The organism is Pseudomonas sp. TNT2022 ID642 (genome assembly GCF_028656995.1).
Lineage (GTDB): Bacteria > Pseudomonadota > Gammaproteobacteria > Pseudomonadales > Pseudomonadaceae > Aquipseudomonas.
The window spans coordinates 226,159-241,119 of record NZ_JAMDGW010000008.1 but is presented as its reverse complement, the minus strand read 5'-3'; the positions used below and the strand labels follow the sequence as shown (position 1 = coordinate 241,119).

Below are 14,961 nucleotides of genomic sequence, written 5' to 3'. Positions count from 1 at the left end.
GACCACCTCGGCACCCCGCAAGAACTCACCGACTACAGCGGCGACATCGTCTGGTCAGCGCAATACGACGCCTACGGCAAAGTCGCCGCACTGACCCTGGCCGGCGACGACTACCTGAACCAGCCGCTGCGCTTTCAGGGACAGTATTTCGATGCGGAAAGCGGGCTGCATTACAACCGGCACCGGTACTACGACCCGAGGTTGGGACGGTATCTGACACCGGATCCGATCAAGTTGGCCGGTGGGCTGAATCAGTACCAGTACGTGCCGAATCCGACGGGGTGGGTGGATCCGTTGGGGTTGAACTCCAATTGTCCACCGCCGAATAAGCCTGGGTGTGAGGTGCCGGGTGGGGTCGGTGGGGCTAAGGTAGATGAGGGTGAGCCAGCGCTGCCGAAGATGACGGCGGAGCAGCGTAGGGCGAGGATTGATGAACTAGCCGAGGGAAATGCAAAGCGGCGTGTTAGTGAGTATGAAAAAATTTATGACATGCACACTGTGAAAAAACATAGTTCGGAAATTTCTGATCCTGCTCTAAAACAGCGAGCGATCAATGGAGCGGATCCTCATACCGGTGAGGTCCCGAAAGGTGCCAAAGGTAATCCAAGCTCTCAGTTTCATAGTTGGCGCATGCATTTGGGGGCATTGAATAAAGCGATGACGAAGGATAAAAACGGATTGATTAGACATACAGGGAAGGATCAGAAGAAAAATCCAATAGTTAGATTGGAGCTTCCTGGAGCTGGGCGCGGTTACAGACCCAATAAAAAAGATGCACAAAACCCGGGGCTTAATGAGGATATGAATTGGTTTGAGGTTAAATTCGACAAGTTGAATACACAGGAGCCTTTCACGGGCTTCCCCGCGGAGGGAAAATGATGCTGAAAGACCCATTTTTAAATGAACGCTTTGAACCTGACTTAATGTGGTTCGTTGGGATGTTTGATGTTTATGATAGAGAGGAGTCCAAGGGTGTAGAACTCGAGGTTTATGATCCGAATGATCAAGCTGATAGAAGTATGCTAATAAAGAAGTATTGCTTGAATCAGCCTTATCTCTCATATAGGCATAAACTGGCTCTCGTTGAAAATCTCGAAGCGGTACTTAAGGATCCAAGCTTCGATTTCCAAGCGATATTTGAAATAGATGAATGCGAGACAAACAGTTGGCCGCGTGAGGAGTGGTATTTGTTAGAAAGTCCACGTAGTTTTTTTCAAGATGTCTATCAACTAGCGACAGAAATCTGGAAAGAGGATCTGTTGATGGCTGCTAGTGAGGATAAGTCGGCTTGGTAAACTAAAAATCAAGTCAACGTTGTACGCTAAGCTGCAATCGATGTAGCTCGGCAGCGGTAAGACTATCAATCACATGCACGCTATACCCCGGAACATTCTTCGCATGATGCTTCGCCTGCGATGCCATCTCGGCAAGCTGACTGGCATCAAGTTGTGCGCAGGCTTCGGGATGCAGATGTACTACGCCGATGGACAGTGACAAGAGCGGAAACTCCTGCCGCACCCCTTGGCGATTCGGTGCGATAAAGCATCCAGCTTCAAGATGTTCCGTACGATAGAAGCGTCGGCATTGGCTCTGAAAGTCATCAAGCAGTTGATTGAGGCGTTTGCGCCAGTCGTCCGGACCGAGGACAAGGAGGAAGTCGTCGCCACCAATGTGACCAACGAAGTCGCGGCTCGGGTCTACCCGCTCGTTCAGGCATTGCGCCAGGCACAGCAAAACTTCATCACCACGCCCGTAGCCATAGATATCGTTGAAGGGTTTGAAACTATCGATGTCGACGTAGCAAATGACCGACTCGCGCCCCTGCTGCAGCAACCGCGTCAGGCATTGCTGAATCGGCACATTCCCCGGCAACAAAGTCAGCGGATTGGCATACCGCGCCTGTTGAATCTTCAACTCGGTGATCAGTTTAAGCACGTCGATCACCCGGCCAAGACCCAGGTAGCCGCCGTTAAGAGTAATGATGAAGTCTTCTTCGATGCGCTGGCGCGCGCGGCTGGTGATCAGTCGGCTGACCTGTTGCAGTGACTGGCTCATTTCCACGGCGAGGAAATCGTCGTTCATCAGGCGGCTGATCGGTTTACGGGCGAACAGGTCGGTGGCGAACGGTTTGAGCAGGGCATCCGACAACGAGTGGCGGTGGACGATGCCGCAGGGTTGACCTTGTTCGTCGAGTACTGCCAGTGAGTTGAGGTTGGCCTGGCGGCGGAAGGCTTCCAGCACGGTGGCGGTGGGGGTGTCGCGATGCACGGCCGGTTGGTCGTTGAGCAGGGCGCTGAGGTCACTGCCTTCGTCGTTCAGCGCAACGCTGCTGCTGTCGTGCTTGGGCATCAAGGCGCGGGCATCGCGCGGTGGGTGTTCTTGGGGGCGGCCAAGCAGGTAGCCCTGCACCAGATCGACGCCCATTTCCGTCAGCACCGCGAGTTCTTCCGGCAGCTCGATGCCTTCGGCGATCACTTGCGCGCGAGAGGCTTTGGCGATTTGCAGGATCGAGCCGACGAACTCGCGCTTCAACGCATCTTGATGAATGCCATCGATGAAGTGCCGATCGATCTTCACATAATCCGGACGCAGTTCCGACCATAACCGCAAGCTCGAATAGCCGGCACCGAGATCATCCAGCGCAATGGAAAAACCCATCGCCCGATAGTGATGCAAGGCGGTTTGCAGCAACTGAAAATCGTCGATGGGCGTCTGTTCGGTCAGCTCGATGACCACCTGGCTGGGCGGAATGCCGAAATCCTGCAGCAACTGCAAGGTGCGCCCCGGTTGATGTGCGGCTTCAAGCAAGGATTCCGGCGAGACGTTGAGAAACAGTTTGCCCGGCAGTTGCTGCTCGTTGAAGCGGCGGCAAGCGCTCTGGCGGCAGGCGATCTCGAGTTCGCTCAAACGCCCGGCCTGACGGGCCACGGCGAACAGCGCGATGGGCGAGTGAAGAGGGCTGTTGGAAGGGCCGCGAGTGAGGGCTTCGTAACCGAGGATGCGCCGTTCCGAGAGGCTGATGATCGGTTGGAACAGGCTGTGTAAACCGCTTTGAGTCAGGATCGAGCTCAAGGCACTCAGCTGTTCGGTCGTGGTCATGGCAATCTCTGGCGATAAAAAAAGGACTGGGAGCGCTCTCGATGAAGAGAGTGGCTCCCAGTCCTTTATTGCACGACAGAATGATGACTGTTTGATGACGATCCGGGGATCGTCAGCACTAAATTGCCATCACCTTACTTCTTGGCCACCTGATTGCTCAACTTCAGGTAATCCAGCAGGACGCGCCCGGTTTCGCTCAGGTAGGCATCGTCTTCCGGTTTGACCTTGTCCGGGTCAGCGGCCGCAAGGGCGTCTTCGTCTTCTTTCTTCAGTTCTTTGAGCGGCTCTTCGCCTTTGGCCTTGCGACGGATGTTTTCCATCACCAGTTGCTTGGCGTCGATGTCGTTGTGCTGGGCACGGCGCTCGGCTTCGTTAAGGCTGACGGTTTTTTCTTCCATCAGTTTCTGCGCCAGGGCCAGCTTGTCGCGGATGAACACAAACTCGGCATCCTTGGCGGTGCGCGTGTCATGCTCGGACTTGAGCTGAGCCAGGAACGGCTTGAACGGATCGGCCGCCGGTTTGATTGCCGCGCGGATGGTGTCCCAAGGCATGGCTTCCGGCAGAGCGCTCTCGCCGATTTCCTTGGTGTCGATCAGCGACGGGTAGTCGATGTCCGGCAGCACGCCCTGATGCTGGGTGCTCTGACCGGAGACCCGGTAGAACTTGGCCAGGGTCAGTTTCAGTTCGCCATGGTTCAGCGGCTGGATGGTCTGCACGGTGCCTTTACCGAAGGTCTGGCCACCGATGATCAGCGCGCGGTGGTAGTCCTGCATGGCGCCGGCGAAAATCTCCGAGGCCGAGGCGGACAAGCGGTTGACCAAGAGTGCCATCGGACCTTTGTAGAACGCGCCCGGGTTTTCGTCTTCGAGTACGTCGACACGGCCATCGGCATTACGTACGAGTACGGTCGGGCCTTTGTCGATGAACAGACTGGTCAGCTCGGTGGCTTCCTGCAGGGAACCGCCGCCGTTGTTGCGCAGGTCGATGACCACGCCGTCGACTTTGTCTTTCTGCAGCTCGGTGAGCAGCTTCTTGACGTCACGGGTCGTGCTCTTGTAGTCCGGATCACCGGCGCGGAACGCCTTGAAGTCGAGGTAGAAGGCTGGAATCTCGATGACGCCGAGTTTGTAGTCCTTGCCGTCCTGTTTCAGGTTGAGCACGGACTTCTTCACGGCCTGATCTTCGAGCTTCACCGCTTCACGGGTGATCGGCACGATCTTGGTGGTCTGGTCGTTCGGCGCATTGCTCGCCGGAATCACTTCCAGACGCACCACGGTGCCTTTCGGGCCACGGATCAGTTTGACCACTTCGTCCAGACGCCAGCCGACCACGTCGACCATTTCTTTGTTGCCTTGGGCAACGCCGATGATCTTGTCGGCCGGGGCGACCTGTTTGGTCTTGTCAGCCGGGCCTGCCGGCACCAGACGCACGACTTTTACCTGGTCGTTGTCGCTCTGCAACACGGCACCGATACCCTCGAGGGACAGGCTCATGTTGATGTCGAAGTTTTCCGCGTTATCCGGCGACAGATAGTTGGTGTGCGGATCGTACGACATGGCGAAGGTGTTGATGTACGCCTGGAAGATGTCTTCCGGACGGGTCTGGTCCAGGCGCGCCAACTGGTTCTTGTAGCGCTTGGTCAGGGTTTCCTGGATCTGCTTCGGCTCTTTGCCGGCGATCTTCATCCGCAGCACTTCGTCCTTGACGCGTTTGCGCCACAGGTCGTCGAGTTCAGCGGTGGATTTGAGCCAAGGGGCGTCCTTGCGATCGATCAGCAAGGTTTCCTTGGTGGTGAAGTCCATCTTGTCGACGCCTTTGTTCAGCTCGGCAAGGGCGAAGTCCAGACGCGCCTTGACGCGGTCCAGATAGCGCTTGTAGATGGTGAACCCGGCGTTGAGGTCGCCGCTTTTGAGGAAGTCGTCGAACTGCGTCTTCCACTTGTCGAATTCGGTGATGTCGCTGGCCATGAAGTAGCTGCGCGACGGATCCAGCAGCTTGAGGTAGCTGTCGTAGATGATCACCGAGCGCGCATCGTCGAGCGGCGGCTTGCTGTAGTGGTGACGCTTGAGCAACTCGACGACGTTCAGGCTGGCGATGACTTCATCGCGATCAGGCTGCAATTTGTCCCAGCTGTTGGCTGCGAATGTATTGCCCGACACCGGCAGCAAACCGATACCGATGAAAAGAGCGAGGGCGGTGCTGGGGAGCAAATGCTTCATGCTGATTCGACGCGGGGACAATTGATAACGCATATTAGGCCGTCTTTGAAGTCGCCGGTTCTACGAGAGCCGGTCGCATAATGCAAAAAGCCCGGCGCTACAGCTTCGGGCTCAGTCCAGACTCACTATGGAGGCACTGTGAAGGCATTGCAAGGCGTTGACGGTCAAGTGGCATGGGTTGAAGAGCCGAGTCCTACGTGCGATGTAGGACAAGTCCGCATCCGAGTGGCGGCAGCGGGCCTCAATCGTGCCGATTTATTACAGAAAGCAGGGCTTTATTCGCCACCGCCAGGGGCCAGCCAAGTGCTCGGTCTTGAGTGTTCCGGAGTGATCAGCGAGGTCGGCGCGGGCAGTGCCTGGCAGGTCGGCGATCGGGTTTGCGCCTTGCTGGCCGGGGGCGGCATGGCCGAAGAGGTGGTCGTCGACGGGCGGCATGTACTGCCGGTACCCGAAGGCGTTTCGCTGATCGAGGCTGCCGCATTGCCTGAGGTTTATGCAACAGTCTGGCTGAATGTGTTTCAACTTGCGGCGCTCAAACCGGGTGAGAAAGTTCTCCTGCATGCCGGCGCAAGTGGAATCGGTTCAGCCGCCATTCAGTTGTGCAAGGCGTTCGGTAATCCATGTTGGGTCAGCGTTGGTTCAGCCGAGCGGTTGGCCTACTGCGAGGCACTGGGCGCCCAGGGTGGGGTAGTGCGCACCGATGATCTGGAGAGTCTGCGTGATTTCGGGCCGTTCAATGTGATTCTCGACCCGGTCGGCGCTAATTATTCGGCGCTGAACCTGAAGCTGATGGCGCTGGATGGACGCTGGGTGTTGATCGGTTTGATGGGCGGGCGTGAGGCGAAACTGGATCTGGCACAGGTCTTGGCCAAGCGTGTGCAACTGCTGGGCTCGACGTTGCGTAGTCGTGACGATCAGTTCAAGGCGGATCTGTTGAGTGATCTGGGTCAGCAGGTGTGGCCGCTGTTTGCCGAGGGGCGGTTGAGTCCGCAGTTGGCCAAGGCGTTTGCGGTGAAGGATGCCGAGGCGGCGTTTGCGGAGTTGGCGAGTAATACGGTGGCGGGCAAACTGGTAGTGGTGATTGACGAAAGTCTGAGCTGAGATCAAGGCAAAAAGCCCCTCACCCTAACCCTCTCCCAAAGGGAGAGGGGACTGACCGGGTTGTTCTGCCGGGCTACATCGACCTGATGCATCGGGTCGAACTCAGGTTTGGAATATCAGCCTGCCTGTGCAGATTAAATCTTTGTCATTTCCAGAGGTGAATTGGCCAGTTGGCCTTTTCGGCGTGTTCCAGCAGCACTGGGTCCGGGTTGACCACATGCGGGAAATCCACCTTCAGCAACAACGGCAAATCATTGCGTGAGTCGGAATAGAAACTCGCGCCTTCCAGGTTTTCCTCTTCAGCATCCAGCCATTCCAGCAAACGGGTGATCTTGCCTTCGCGGTAGGTCAGGGTGCCAACGGTGTGGCCGCTGTAAACGCCGTGGGCGACTTCCAGTTCGATCCCCAGAATTTCATCGATGCCCAGTCGATCGGCGATAGGTCTGACCAGATGCGTGCCCGACGCCGAGATCACCAGAATCCGGTCTCCGGCCTTGCGGTGGGCGGCGATGGTCTTGGTCGCGTCGCTGAAGATGATCGGTTCGATAAAGTCTTCAACCCATGGCCCGACCAAGTGCTCGACTTCTTCCGGCGTGCGTCCGATCAGCGGTTCCAGACTGAATTCCATGTAGTCTTCCATGCGCAATTTGCCATGGCTGTAGGCGTCCATCAGCTCGTTGTTCTTGCGCATGTACGATTCAGGATCGACCCAGCCCAGGCGCCCCATCTGCTCGCTCCAGAGGGTGGCGCAGTCGCCGTGGATCAAGGTTTCGTCCAGATCAAAAATTGCCAAAGCCATCGGTTCTCTCCGAGAACAGCTGCGAGCTACAAGCGTCGAGCTGCAAGAATTGAAATCAGTTACGCCGCAGTCTACAACTTGAAGCTTGTAGCTCGAAGCTTGCAGCTGCTTTTAAGCTACTTCACACAGGGCCGTCGGATCGATGGAAAGCGCCAGACGCTGACCGTCGGGATGCAAATCAGCGGCCGAACGATTGAGCACATCCACCACCAATTCCACGCCGCGCGCTTCGATCCGGTAGCGGATGACGTTGCCGAGCAGGCTGTGGCTGCGGATCTGCGCGTCGAGTTCGCCGTTAAGGCTCAGTTCGATGGCTTCCGGGCGAATGGCGATGCGGTGGTTGATCGGGCGCTGCAACAGCTTCGATGCGTCGTCGGCATCGAGCAGGTTGTAGTTGCCGATGAAGCCGGCGGCGAACACATCGACGGGGGCGGTGTAGAGGGTTTCGGCATCGCCGCTTTGTACGATTTTTCCCTGATTCATCAGGAAAATCCGGTCAGACATCGTCAGCGCTTCTTCCTGATCGTGAGTGACGAAAATCGTCGTCAGGCCCAGCTCGCGCTGAATCTGGCGGATCTGTTCACGCAGGTGCTTACGAATGCGTGCATCCAGTGCAGACAGCGGCTCATCCAGCAGCAACAAACGCGGACGCGTGACCAGCGAACGGGCGAGGGCCACGCGCTGGCATTGGCCTCCCGACAACTGATGCGGATAGCGACTGGCGAAGTCGTTCAGTTCAACCAGTTTCAACACTTCCGAAACGCGTTTATGGCTGTCGTCGGCGTTGACCTTTTGCATGCGCAAACCGAAGGCAACGTTCTGTTCCACGGTCATGTTGGGGAACAGCGCATAGCTCTGAAACACCATGCCGATCCCGCGTTTCTGCGGACTCAACGGCACGATATCGACGCCATCGAGGAGGATCTTGCCGCCATCGACCGGTGTCAGGCCGGCGATGCAACGCAGCAGTGTGGATTTGCCGCAACCGGAGGGGCCGAGCAGGGTGACGAATTCACCCTCGTTGATTTCGCAGTCGATGTCGCTGAAAACGGTCGTGCCGGCGTAGCTTTTCTGCAGGTGTTGGACGCTGACATAGCTCATTCGCTTTTGTCCTTGTTCAAGATGTTGGCGATCCAGGTCAGGACCAGCACGAAAAAGAAATACGAAATAACCAGCGCACTGGTGAAGTGACCGCTGCTGTTACGCATGTTGTTCAGGTAAACCTGCAGGGTTTCGTAGCGGGTGCCGACGAGGATGTTGGCAAACACGAACTCACCAAACAGGAACGAAAACGACAGCAGCAACGCGACCATCAGGCCTTTGCGCAGGTTCGGCAGCACCACCAGAAACGCCGCTTGAAAGGTGCTGGCACCCAGCAGTTGCGCGGCGTCCATCAGGTCGCGCAGGTTGATCGCTTGCAGGTTGTTGGTGATTGCCCGGTACATGAACGGTAGCGCCACGGTGAAGTAGCAGCCGATCAGAATCCACGGCGTGCCGACCATGGCCATCGGCCCGGAGCCGTAAAGTTGCAACAGTCCCACCGACGACACCACCGGCGGCACCGCGAAGGGCAGCAGGATGAGGATGTTCATCAGCGCATCGAGTTTCGGGAAGTGGTAATGCACGACGAACAGCAGCGGCAGGATCAGCACGACTGAAAGCACCAGCGCGCCAACGCAGACCAGCAATGACTGGCCGAAGGCGTGCAGGAAACGCGGATCGCTCCACAACTGGATGTACCACTTGAAGGTGAAGCCGCTGGGCAGAATGGTCGCCGACCAACTGCTGGCGATCGAATAAATCAGCGTGCCCACGAGTGGCAGCAAGAGGATCGCGAACAGCAGATAAACCACGACGCGGTGGTAGACGCCGGCCGGGCCGGATTCAGCGCGAGACATGGTAGCTCCTCTTCAACAACAGTTGATGCACGACGGTGACGATGGTCATCAGCGCCACCAGCACCACGGCCAACGCGCTGGCCAGATTTGGATCGAGGGAAATATCGCCGGAGACCATCGCCGCAATCCGGATCGGCAGGACGTTGAAGTTGCCCGTCGTCAACGCGTACACCGTGGCATAAGCACCGAGGGCGTTGGCCAGCAGGATCACGAACGTGCCGAGCAGCGCCGGGGTCAGCACTGGCAAACCAATGTGCCGCCAGAACTGCCAGCCATTGGCGCCAAGCAACGCGGCGGACTCGCGCCAGTCTTCACGCAAGGCGTCGAAGGCCGGGTAGAGCAGCAGCACGCCAAGCGGAATCTGGAAGTAGGTGTAGAGGATGATCAGCCCGGTTTTCGAGTACAGGTTGAAGTCCTGAATGATCCCCGACTGCTTGAGCATGATGGTGATGCTGCCGTTGAAACCGAGCAGGATGATGAACGCGAAGGCCAGAGGCACCCCCGCGAAGTTGCTGGTCATGTTGGCGAAGGCATTCACAAAGTTGCGCAGTTTCGAGTCGACCCGGCGCAGGGAATACGCACCGAGTACTGCGATGATGATGCCGAACACACTCGACCAGAAGCTGATCTCGAGGCTGTACTGGATCGCCTGCAAGTAGAACTTCGAACTGAAGATCTTGCTGAAGTTGGCCAAGCCCCAGCCAAACTCTTCAGATTGCAGACTGTTGATCATCACCCAGACCAGCGGGGCGATTTCGAAGACGATAAAGAACAGTGCGAAGGGCACCAGGCACAGCGCCGCCAGCCATTTGCCGCGAGTCATCGAGTTCACTTGAGCAACTCCCGGCACACAGGTTTGTCGTGGGGCACGCCGAGCAGTTCGCAGACGGTGCCGCAGATGTCGGTTTGCTTGGGGGCGGCGCCAGCGTCGAGGCTGAACGCGTCACCGAGGACAAACAGCGGCACCTGACGCTCTTCCGGCAGCAGGCCGTTGTGCGAGCGATCGTTGTTCATGCCGTGGTCGGCAGTCACCAATACCTGATAGCCAGCGTCGAGCCAGCTCTGCAGATAGTCGGCGAGGATGATGTCGGCGAAGCGCGCGCTGTTGCGGTACTGCGAAGAATCGAGACCGTGTTTGTGCCCGGCGTCGTCGATGTTCATCGGGTGGATCAGCAGGAAGTTCGGGTCGTGGCGCAGGCGCAGGTTTTCCGCGTCGGCGAACAGATGCGAATCCGGGTAGTGATCGCTCCAGTAGAAATGCCCGTGCTGGATCGGCAGCGACAGGTTGTCGGTGTGGCGGTCGCGTGCCGCTACGAACGGCGAGCGGTTGTACAACTCGCTGACCCAGTGATACGCCGCCGCCGCGGTTTTCAAACCGGCATCGCGGGCGTAGTGATAAATGCTGCGCTGGTTGGACAGGCGCGAGACGTTGTTGTGGACGATGCCGCTGTCGATCGGCGGCACGCCCGTGAGGATGCATTCATAAAGCGGTCGGGACAGGGCCGGCAGTTCGCACTCCAACTGGTAGAGCGCGGCGCGTCCTGCGCCAACATAAGCCTGCAGATGCCCCATGGCGTGACGCGCGACCTCGTAGTTGAGGCCGTCGAGCACGACAAGGATGACGTTGTGCTTCATAGGGGCAAAAACTCCGAAAACAAAACTGGAACCAACCCCTGTAGGAGCTGCCGCAGGCTGCGATCTTTTGATGTTGCTTTTAAAGGGCAAGATCAAAAGATCGCAGCCTGCGGCAGCTCCTACAGATGAAGGATTACTTCATCTCGACGATGACTTCCTCGTTCCACTGCTGTGGCAGGGCCTTGGAAGTCTTTTCCCACGCATCGGCGTCTTTGATCGGGGTGACCTTTTTGTACTGCTCGTTCGGCAGCAGTTTGGCCTTCACGTCTTCCGGCAGTTGCAGGTGCTCGGCGCGGATTGGACGGGCGTTGCCGCGGGCGAGGTTGGTCTGGCCGGCGTCGCTGAAGATGTATTCGCGGGTCAGCTTGGCGGCGTTCGGGTTTTTCGCGTACTTGTTGATGATCGTGGTGTAGCCGGAAATCACCGAGCCGTCGGACGGGATCAGCACCACGTAGTCATCCGGGTTGGCCATCTTGGCTTTGTAGCTGAGGCCGTTGAAGTCCCAGACCACACCGACTTCGATCTCGCCTTTTTCCATGGTGGCAATGGTCGGGTTGGCCATCGACAGGCGACCCTGTTTGGCGATGTCGGCGAACAGCAGCAGCGCAGGCTTGATGTTTTTCTCGTCGCCACCGTTGGCCAGTGCCGCAGCGAGAACGCCGTTGGCGGCTTGGGCGGCGGTGCTCACGTCACCGATCGAAACTTTGTATTTGCCGCCCTTGAGGTCAGCCCACTTGGTCGGTACTTCGGAGCCGTGCAGCAGCTTTTTGTTGACGATGAACGCGATGGTGCCGGTGTAGGCCAGTGCCCAGTTGCCGTCCTTGTCCTTGGCCCAGTCCGGGACTTGGTCCCAGGTGCTTGGCTTGTACGGTTGCACCACACCTTGCTTGACCGCGATCGGGCCGAAGGCCGCACCGACGTCGCCGATGTCAGCAGTGGCGTTGTCTTTTTCGGCGGCGAACTTGGCGATTTCCTGGGCCGAGCTCATGTCGGTGTCGATGTGTTTCAGGCCGTAGGTCTTGGCCAGGTCTTCCCAGGTGCCTTTCCAGTTGGCCCAGTCATCGGGCATGCCGACGCTGTTGACGGCGCCTTCCGCTTTCGCAGCGGCTTCGAGGGTTTTCAGATCGGTGCCGGCCGCCATGGCGGAGGTGCACATTGCAATGGTCGAGCCTAACAGTGTTGCCAGGAAAAGCTGTTTCATTCCGAAGCTCCTTGGTCGTGTTCAACGCTGCGATTGCGGTGTGTGTTGGTCTAGGTCAGCAATACCTGAGCCAATTTAAGGGGGCTGGATGACACTTTGATGTCGGCGGCCTTGTGGCAGGCCTTTTATTTGCCCGGTACTGGCGGGTGTCAGATAAGCGTAGACCATGCTCAAAGGCCCGCAGGGCAAGGGACTTGGCCGATGTATTGCAAGTCGTGAAGACGACCGTTCGGTAGTTTTGTCATCTCTCGGTCATCTGCACTGCCTAGGCTTGCAATATCAGGAAACGGCTCGATTGCCGTGCGGTTTTGCCCCGAAACAGTGCTGGTCTAGTCCAGATAGGTAACGTTGATGCGCGATGAGGCAACAAAAGCGGTGACAGCGATTGGCCAGGTGTTGCAGGAGCAGCTTGATCACGGGTTGTTGGCGGCGGGCAGCAAGTTGCCGGCCGAGCGCAAGCTCAGTGAGTTGTTCGGTACGACGCGGATTACCGTGCGTGAGGCGTTGTTGCAGTTGGAGGCGCAGGGGCAGATTTATCGCGAGGAGCGACGGGGCTGGTTCGTTTCGCCGCCGCGTCTGGCGTACAACCTGATGCAGCGCAGTCACTTTCACGCGATGGTCAGTGCGCAGGGGCGTGTGCCGTCGACCGAGGTGATTTCGGCACGTTTGCAGCCGGCGTCGGCGGCGGTGTGTGCGTGGTTGCAGTTGCCGGCGTTGTCGAGCGTGATTCAGATTTGCCGGTCGCGGCGCATTGATGGGCGGCTGGTGCTGTATGTGGAGCACTATTTGAATCCGCAGTTTTTTCCGGGGATTCTTGAGTTTGATCTGAATCAGTCGATGACCGAGTTGTATGCGCGGCATTACGATTTGCACTATGGGCGGGTGCGGTTTGAGATTGTGCCTACGTCGTTGTCGGTGGATGCGGCGGCGGCTTTACGGGTGTCGGTGGGGAGTCCGGGATTGCGGATTGCTCGGGTCAATTATGATCAGCATGAGCGGTTGATTGATTGTGATCTGGAGTTTTGGCGGCATGATGCGATTCACGTCGGGGTTGATGTGGTTTGAGGCTTTGGCCTTGGCGGCCTGTGGGCCGACCAGGCTATTGGGTTCTGTGTGAATATCCGTTTCTGCGGGTGTCGCCGCTGGCGGTTTCGCTCTTACAGCGACTCACTTTTCCAGACGCCGAAAAGTAAGCAAAAGGCTGGGCCCCGGCGTTCGGCCCGCTCGCTAAAGCTCGGGGTTCCTTCGCTCCGGGATCGATCCGGGCGCATCGCCTCCGGTTTGCTTCGCTGCACCTAATCCCTCCACTCAGCCTGCCGAAGGGGCCAGCACGGCAAGATCAAGAGCTGCAGCCGAGCTAACGCTCATCCTGTTGAGTGGTGAGAAGCCGAAGCGGGTTTACCGGTTGGACTCAATCCCTGTGGGAGCTGGCTTGCCAGCGATGGCGGCCTGACAGCCGACCTGTTTCTGGCAGGCTGCACACGGTCCAAATGTGGGAGTGAGCCTGCTCGCGATGGCGGCCTGACAGCCGACCAGTTTCTGACAGGCTGTCCACGGTCCAAATGTGCCAGCGATGGCGGCCTGACAGCCGACCAATTTCTAACTGGCTGCACACGATCCAAATGTGGGAGCGAGCCTGCTCGCGAAAGCGCCCCCACAGTCACCTCATCCCTATTTGTCTGCCCCTGCATTGGCATACAAATAATCCGTCGCCAACGAGGCCAATGTCCTTACCCCGACCACCAGCGCCGACTCATCCACAAAGAACCCGGGATTATGATTCGGCGCTGCCTTGCTCATGTCCTGGTCTCTTGGTGTCACGCCGAGAAACACAAACAGCCCCGGCACTTCTTTGGCAAAAAACGAGAAATCTTCCGCGCCCCCCACCAGCGGTGCATTCACCACATCATCCTTGGCCGCCCACTTCAGCGTCGGCAGCATCTTTTCCGTCAGCGCCGGGTTGTTGATGGTCGGGTCGTATTTTTCGATGATGGTGACATCCGCTTTCGCACCGCCGCTTTCGGCTATTTTTTCCACGGTCTGGCGGACGTCGGCATGCAGTTTCTGGCGGATGCCGTAGTCGTAGGAGCGGATTGTGCCGGTCATGTCGACGGATTCGGGAATGATGTTGTAGCGCGTGCCGCCGTTGATGGTGCCGATGCTGACCACTGACGGATAAGAGGAGATATCGGTGCGGCGGCTGACTACGGTTTGCAGGCCGACGATGGTTTGTGCGCCGACGGTGATCGGGTCGATGCCGTCCCATGGGCGGCCGGCGTGGGTTTGTTTGCCGAGGATTTTGATGCGCAAGTCGTCGGAGCTGGCCAGGGTCGCGCCTGGGCGATAGGCGATCTGGCCGGCGGGGACGCCGGCCCAGACGTGCAGGCCGAAAACGGCGTCGGGTTTCGGTGATTTCATCACACCTTCCTCGACCATCATTTTTGCGCCCCAGGTATTTTTGCCGTCGGGGATGAAGTCGCTCGGGCCTTCTTCGGCGGGCTGGAAGTAGAACACCACGGTGCCGGGCAGGGTGTCGCGCATACCCGTGAGAACTTTCGCCGTGCTGAGCAGGATCGCGGTGTGCGCATCGTGGCCGCAGGCGTGCATGACGTCGACTTCTTTGTCGAGGTAGGTGCCTTTGGCTTTTGATGCGAACGGCAGGTCGGCGACTTCCTTGACCGGCAGCGCGTCCATGTCGGCGCGCAGGGCCACGGTCGGGCCGGGCAAGCCACCCTTGAGGATGGCGACCACGCCGGTGCGGGCGACGCCGGTTTTGACTTCCAGGCCCATGGCCTTGAGTTGTTTGGCGACCAGTTCCGCGGTGCGTTTTTCCGTGTTGCCGAGTTCTGGATGAGCGTGGATGTCGCGGCGGGTTTCCAGCAGTTCCGGCTCGAGCTTTTGCGCTTGTTCGGCGATTTGCGTGCGGGTGCTTTCCAGCGTGGCGGCGCCGGCGTGGCTGGCGAACAGGCTGAGTAGAACGGCTTGGGCAATGCGCGTCAGTTGCATCGG

13 protein-coding genes are annotated in these 14,961 nt (G+C 58.2%); 4 read left to right on the top strand and 9 right to left on the bottom strand.

Annotation, left to right across the window (positions count from 1 at the left end):
• Window positions 1–879 (top strand): RHS repeat domain-containing protein (locus M5G26_RS10805; protein WP_273915291.1); only part of this gene is annotated, 879 nt, incomplete at its 5' end.
• Complete coding sequence (locus tag M5G26_RS10800) at window positions 876–1,295, top strand: hypothetical protein (protein WP_273915290.1); 420 nt, start codon at window positions 876–878, stop codon at window positions 1,293–1,295. The genes M5G26_RS10805 and M5G26_RS10800, both read left to right, overlap by 4 nt.
• 13 nt (window positions 1,296–1,308) lie before the next feature.
• On the opposite strand, the gene M5G26_RS10795 is transcribed toward M5G26_RS10800, so the two are convergent.
• Together M5G26_RS10795 and M5G26_RS10790 are read right to left on the bottom strand one after the other, a co-directional pair.
• Window positions 1,309–3,099 carry a bifunctional diguanylate cyclase/phosphodiesterase gene (locus M5G26_RS10795; protein ID WP_273915289.1) on the bottom strand — a complete coding sequence of 597 codons (1,791 nt, stop codon included), beginning with the start codon at window positions 3,097–3,099 and terminating at the stop codon, window positions 1,309–1,311.
• A gap of 134 nt (window positions 3,100–3,233) precedes the next feature.
• On the bottom strand, window positions 3,234–5,318 hold the full coding sequence (locus M5G26_RS10790; protein WP_191625210.1) for a carboxy terminal-processing peptidase: 2,085 nt from the start codon (window positions 5,316–5,318) through the stop codon (window positions 3,234–3,236).
• Window positions 5,319–5,456: 138 nt separating this feature from the next.
• Between M5G26_RS10790 and M5G26_RS10785 the strand changes: the two genes are divergently transcribed.
• Window positions 5,457–6,419, top strand: coding sequence for a zinc-binding dehydrogenase (locus tag M5G26_RS10785; RefSeq protein WP_273915288.1), 963 nt, complete (start codon window positions 5,457–5,459; stop codon window positions 6,417–6,419).
• Window positions 6,420–6,564: 145 nt separating this feature from the next.
• Here the strand turns inward: M5G26_RS10785 and M5G26_RS10780 are convergent, their stop codons facing one another.
• The 6 genes from M5G26_RS10780 to M5G26_RS10755 form a co-directional block, all read right to left on the bottom strand.
• Window positions 6,565–7,218, bottom strand: a complete 654-nt coding sequence (locus M5G26_RS10780) for an HAD family hydrolase (protein WP_134175098.1) — start codon at window positions 7,216–7,218, stop codon at window positions 6,565–6,567.
• A gap of 111 nt (window positions 7,219–7,329) precedes the next feature.
• A complete protein-coding gene (locus tag M5G26_RS10775; protein WP_273915287.1) occupies window positions 7,330–8,319 on the bottom strand; it encodes an ABC transporter ATP-binding protein in 990 nt (329 codons plus the stop codon).
• On the bottom strand, window positions 8,316–9,116 hold the full coding sequence (locus tag M5G26_RS10770; protein WP_122598942.1) for an ABC transporter permease: 801 nt from the start codon (window positions 9,114–9,116) through the stop codon (window positions 8,316–8,318). The genes M5G26_RS10775 and M5G26_RS10770 overlap by 4 nt, the downstream gene beginning before the upstream one ends.
• Window positions 9,103–9,939 (bottom strand): ABC transporter permease, encoded by an 837-nt coding sequence (locus M5G26_RS10765; protein ID WP_163013661.1) that lies wholly within the window; start codon window positions 9,937–9,939, stop codon window positions 9,103–9,105. The genes M5G26_RS10770 and M5G26_RS10765 overlap by 14 nt, the downstream gene beginning before the upstream one ends.
• 5 nt (window positions 9,940–9,944) lie before the next feature.
• Window positions 9,945–10,751, bottom strand: coding sequence for an alkaline phosphatase family protein (locus tag M5G26_RS10760; RefSeq protein ID WP_273915286.1), 807 nt, complete (start codon window positions 10,749–10,751; stop codon window positions 9,945–9,947).
• A 133-nt stretch (window positions 10,752–10,884) separates the two neighbouring features.
• Window positions 10,885–11,952, bottom strand: coding sequence for an ABC transporter substrate-binding protein (locus tag M5G26_RS10755; RefSeq protein WP_007916337.1), 1,068 nt, complete (start codon window positions 11,950–11,952; stop codon window positions 10,885–10,887).
• Between the two features lie 351 nt (window positions 11,953–12,303).
• On the opposite strand from M5G26_RS10755, the gene M5G26_RS10750 reads away from it, so the two are divergent.
• Entirely contained in the window at window positions 12,304–13,017 is a 714-nt protein-coding gene (locus M5G26_RS10750) for a UTRA domain-containing protein (protein ID WP_007916338.1), read from the top strand.
• A 606-nt stretch (window positions 13,018–13,623) separates the two neighbouring features.
• Here M5G26_RS10750 and M5G26_RS10745 read toward each other — a convergent pair.
• The gene (locus tag M5G26_RS10745; protein WP_273915285.1) at window positions 13,624–14,958 is read right to left on the bottom strand and encodes an amidohydrolase; all 1,335 of its coding nucleotides are present in this window, start codon (window positions 14,956–14,958) and stop codon (window positions 13,624–13,626) included.
• Window positions 14,959–14,961: the final 3 nt, after the last annotated feature.

What these genes read in the sequence shown, in the direction of transcription:
- M5G26_RS10800 (WP_273915290.1), top strand. Translation starts at nt 876, where the DNA reads ATGATGCTGAAAGACCCATTTTTAAATGAACGCTTTGAACCTGACTTA.
- M5G26_RS10795 (WP_273915289.1), bottom strand. Translation starts at nt 3,099, where the DNA reads ATGACCACGACCGAACAGCTGAGTGCCTTGAGCTCGATCCTGACTCAA.
- M5G26_RS10790 (WP_191625210.1), bottom strand. Translation starts at nt 5,318, where the DNA reads ATGAAGCATTTGCTCCCCAGCACCGCCCTCGCTCTTTTCATCGGTATC.
- M5G26_RS10780 (WP_134175098.1), bottom strand. Translation starts at nt 7,218, where the DNA reads ATGGCTTTGGCAATTTTTGATCTGGACGAAACCTTGATCCACGGCGAC.
- M5G26_RS10775 (WP_273915287.1), bottom strand. Translation starts at nt 8,319, where the DNA reads ATGAGCTATGTCAGCGTCCAACACCTGCAGAAAAGCTACGCCGGCACG.
- M5G26_RS10770 (WP_122598942.1), bottom strand. Translation starts at nt 9,116, where the DNA reads ATGTCTCGCGCTGAATCCGGCCCGGCCGGCGTCTACCACCGCGTCGTG.
- M5G26_RS10765 (WP_163013661.1), bottom strand. Translation starts at nt 9,939, where the DNA reads ATGACTCGCGGCAAATGGCTGGCGGCGCTGTGCCTGGTGCCCTTCGCA.
- M5G26_RS10760 (WP_273915286.1), bottom strand. Translation starts at nt 10,751, where the DNA reads ATGAAGCACAACGTCATCCTTGTCGTGCTCGACGGCCTCAACTACGAG.
- M5G26_RS10755 (WP_007916337.1), bottom strand. Translation starts at nt 11,952, where the DNA reads ATGAAACAGCTTTTCCTGGCAACACTGTTAGGCTCGACCATTGCAATG.
- M5G26_RS10750 (WP_007916338.1), top strand. Translation starts at nt 12,304, where the DNA reads ATGCGCGATGAGGCAACAAAAGCGGTGACAGCGATTGGCCAGGTGTTG.
- M5G26_RS10745 (WP_273915285.1), bottom strand. Translation starts at nt 14,958, where the DNA reads ATGCAACTGACGCGCATTGCCCAAGCCGTTCTACTCAGCCTGTTCGCC.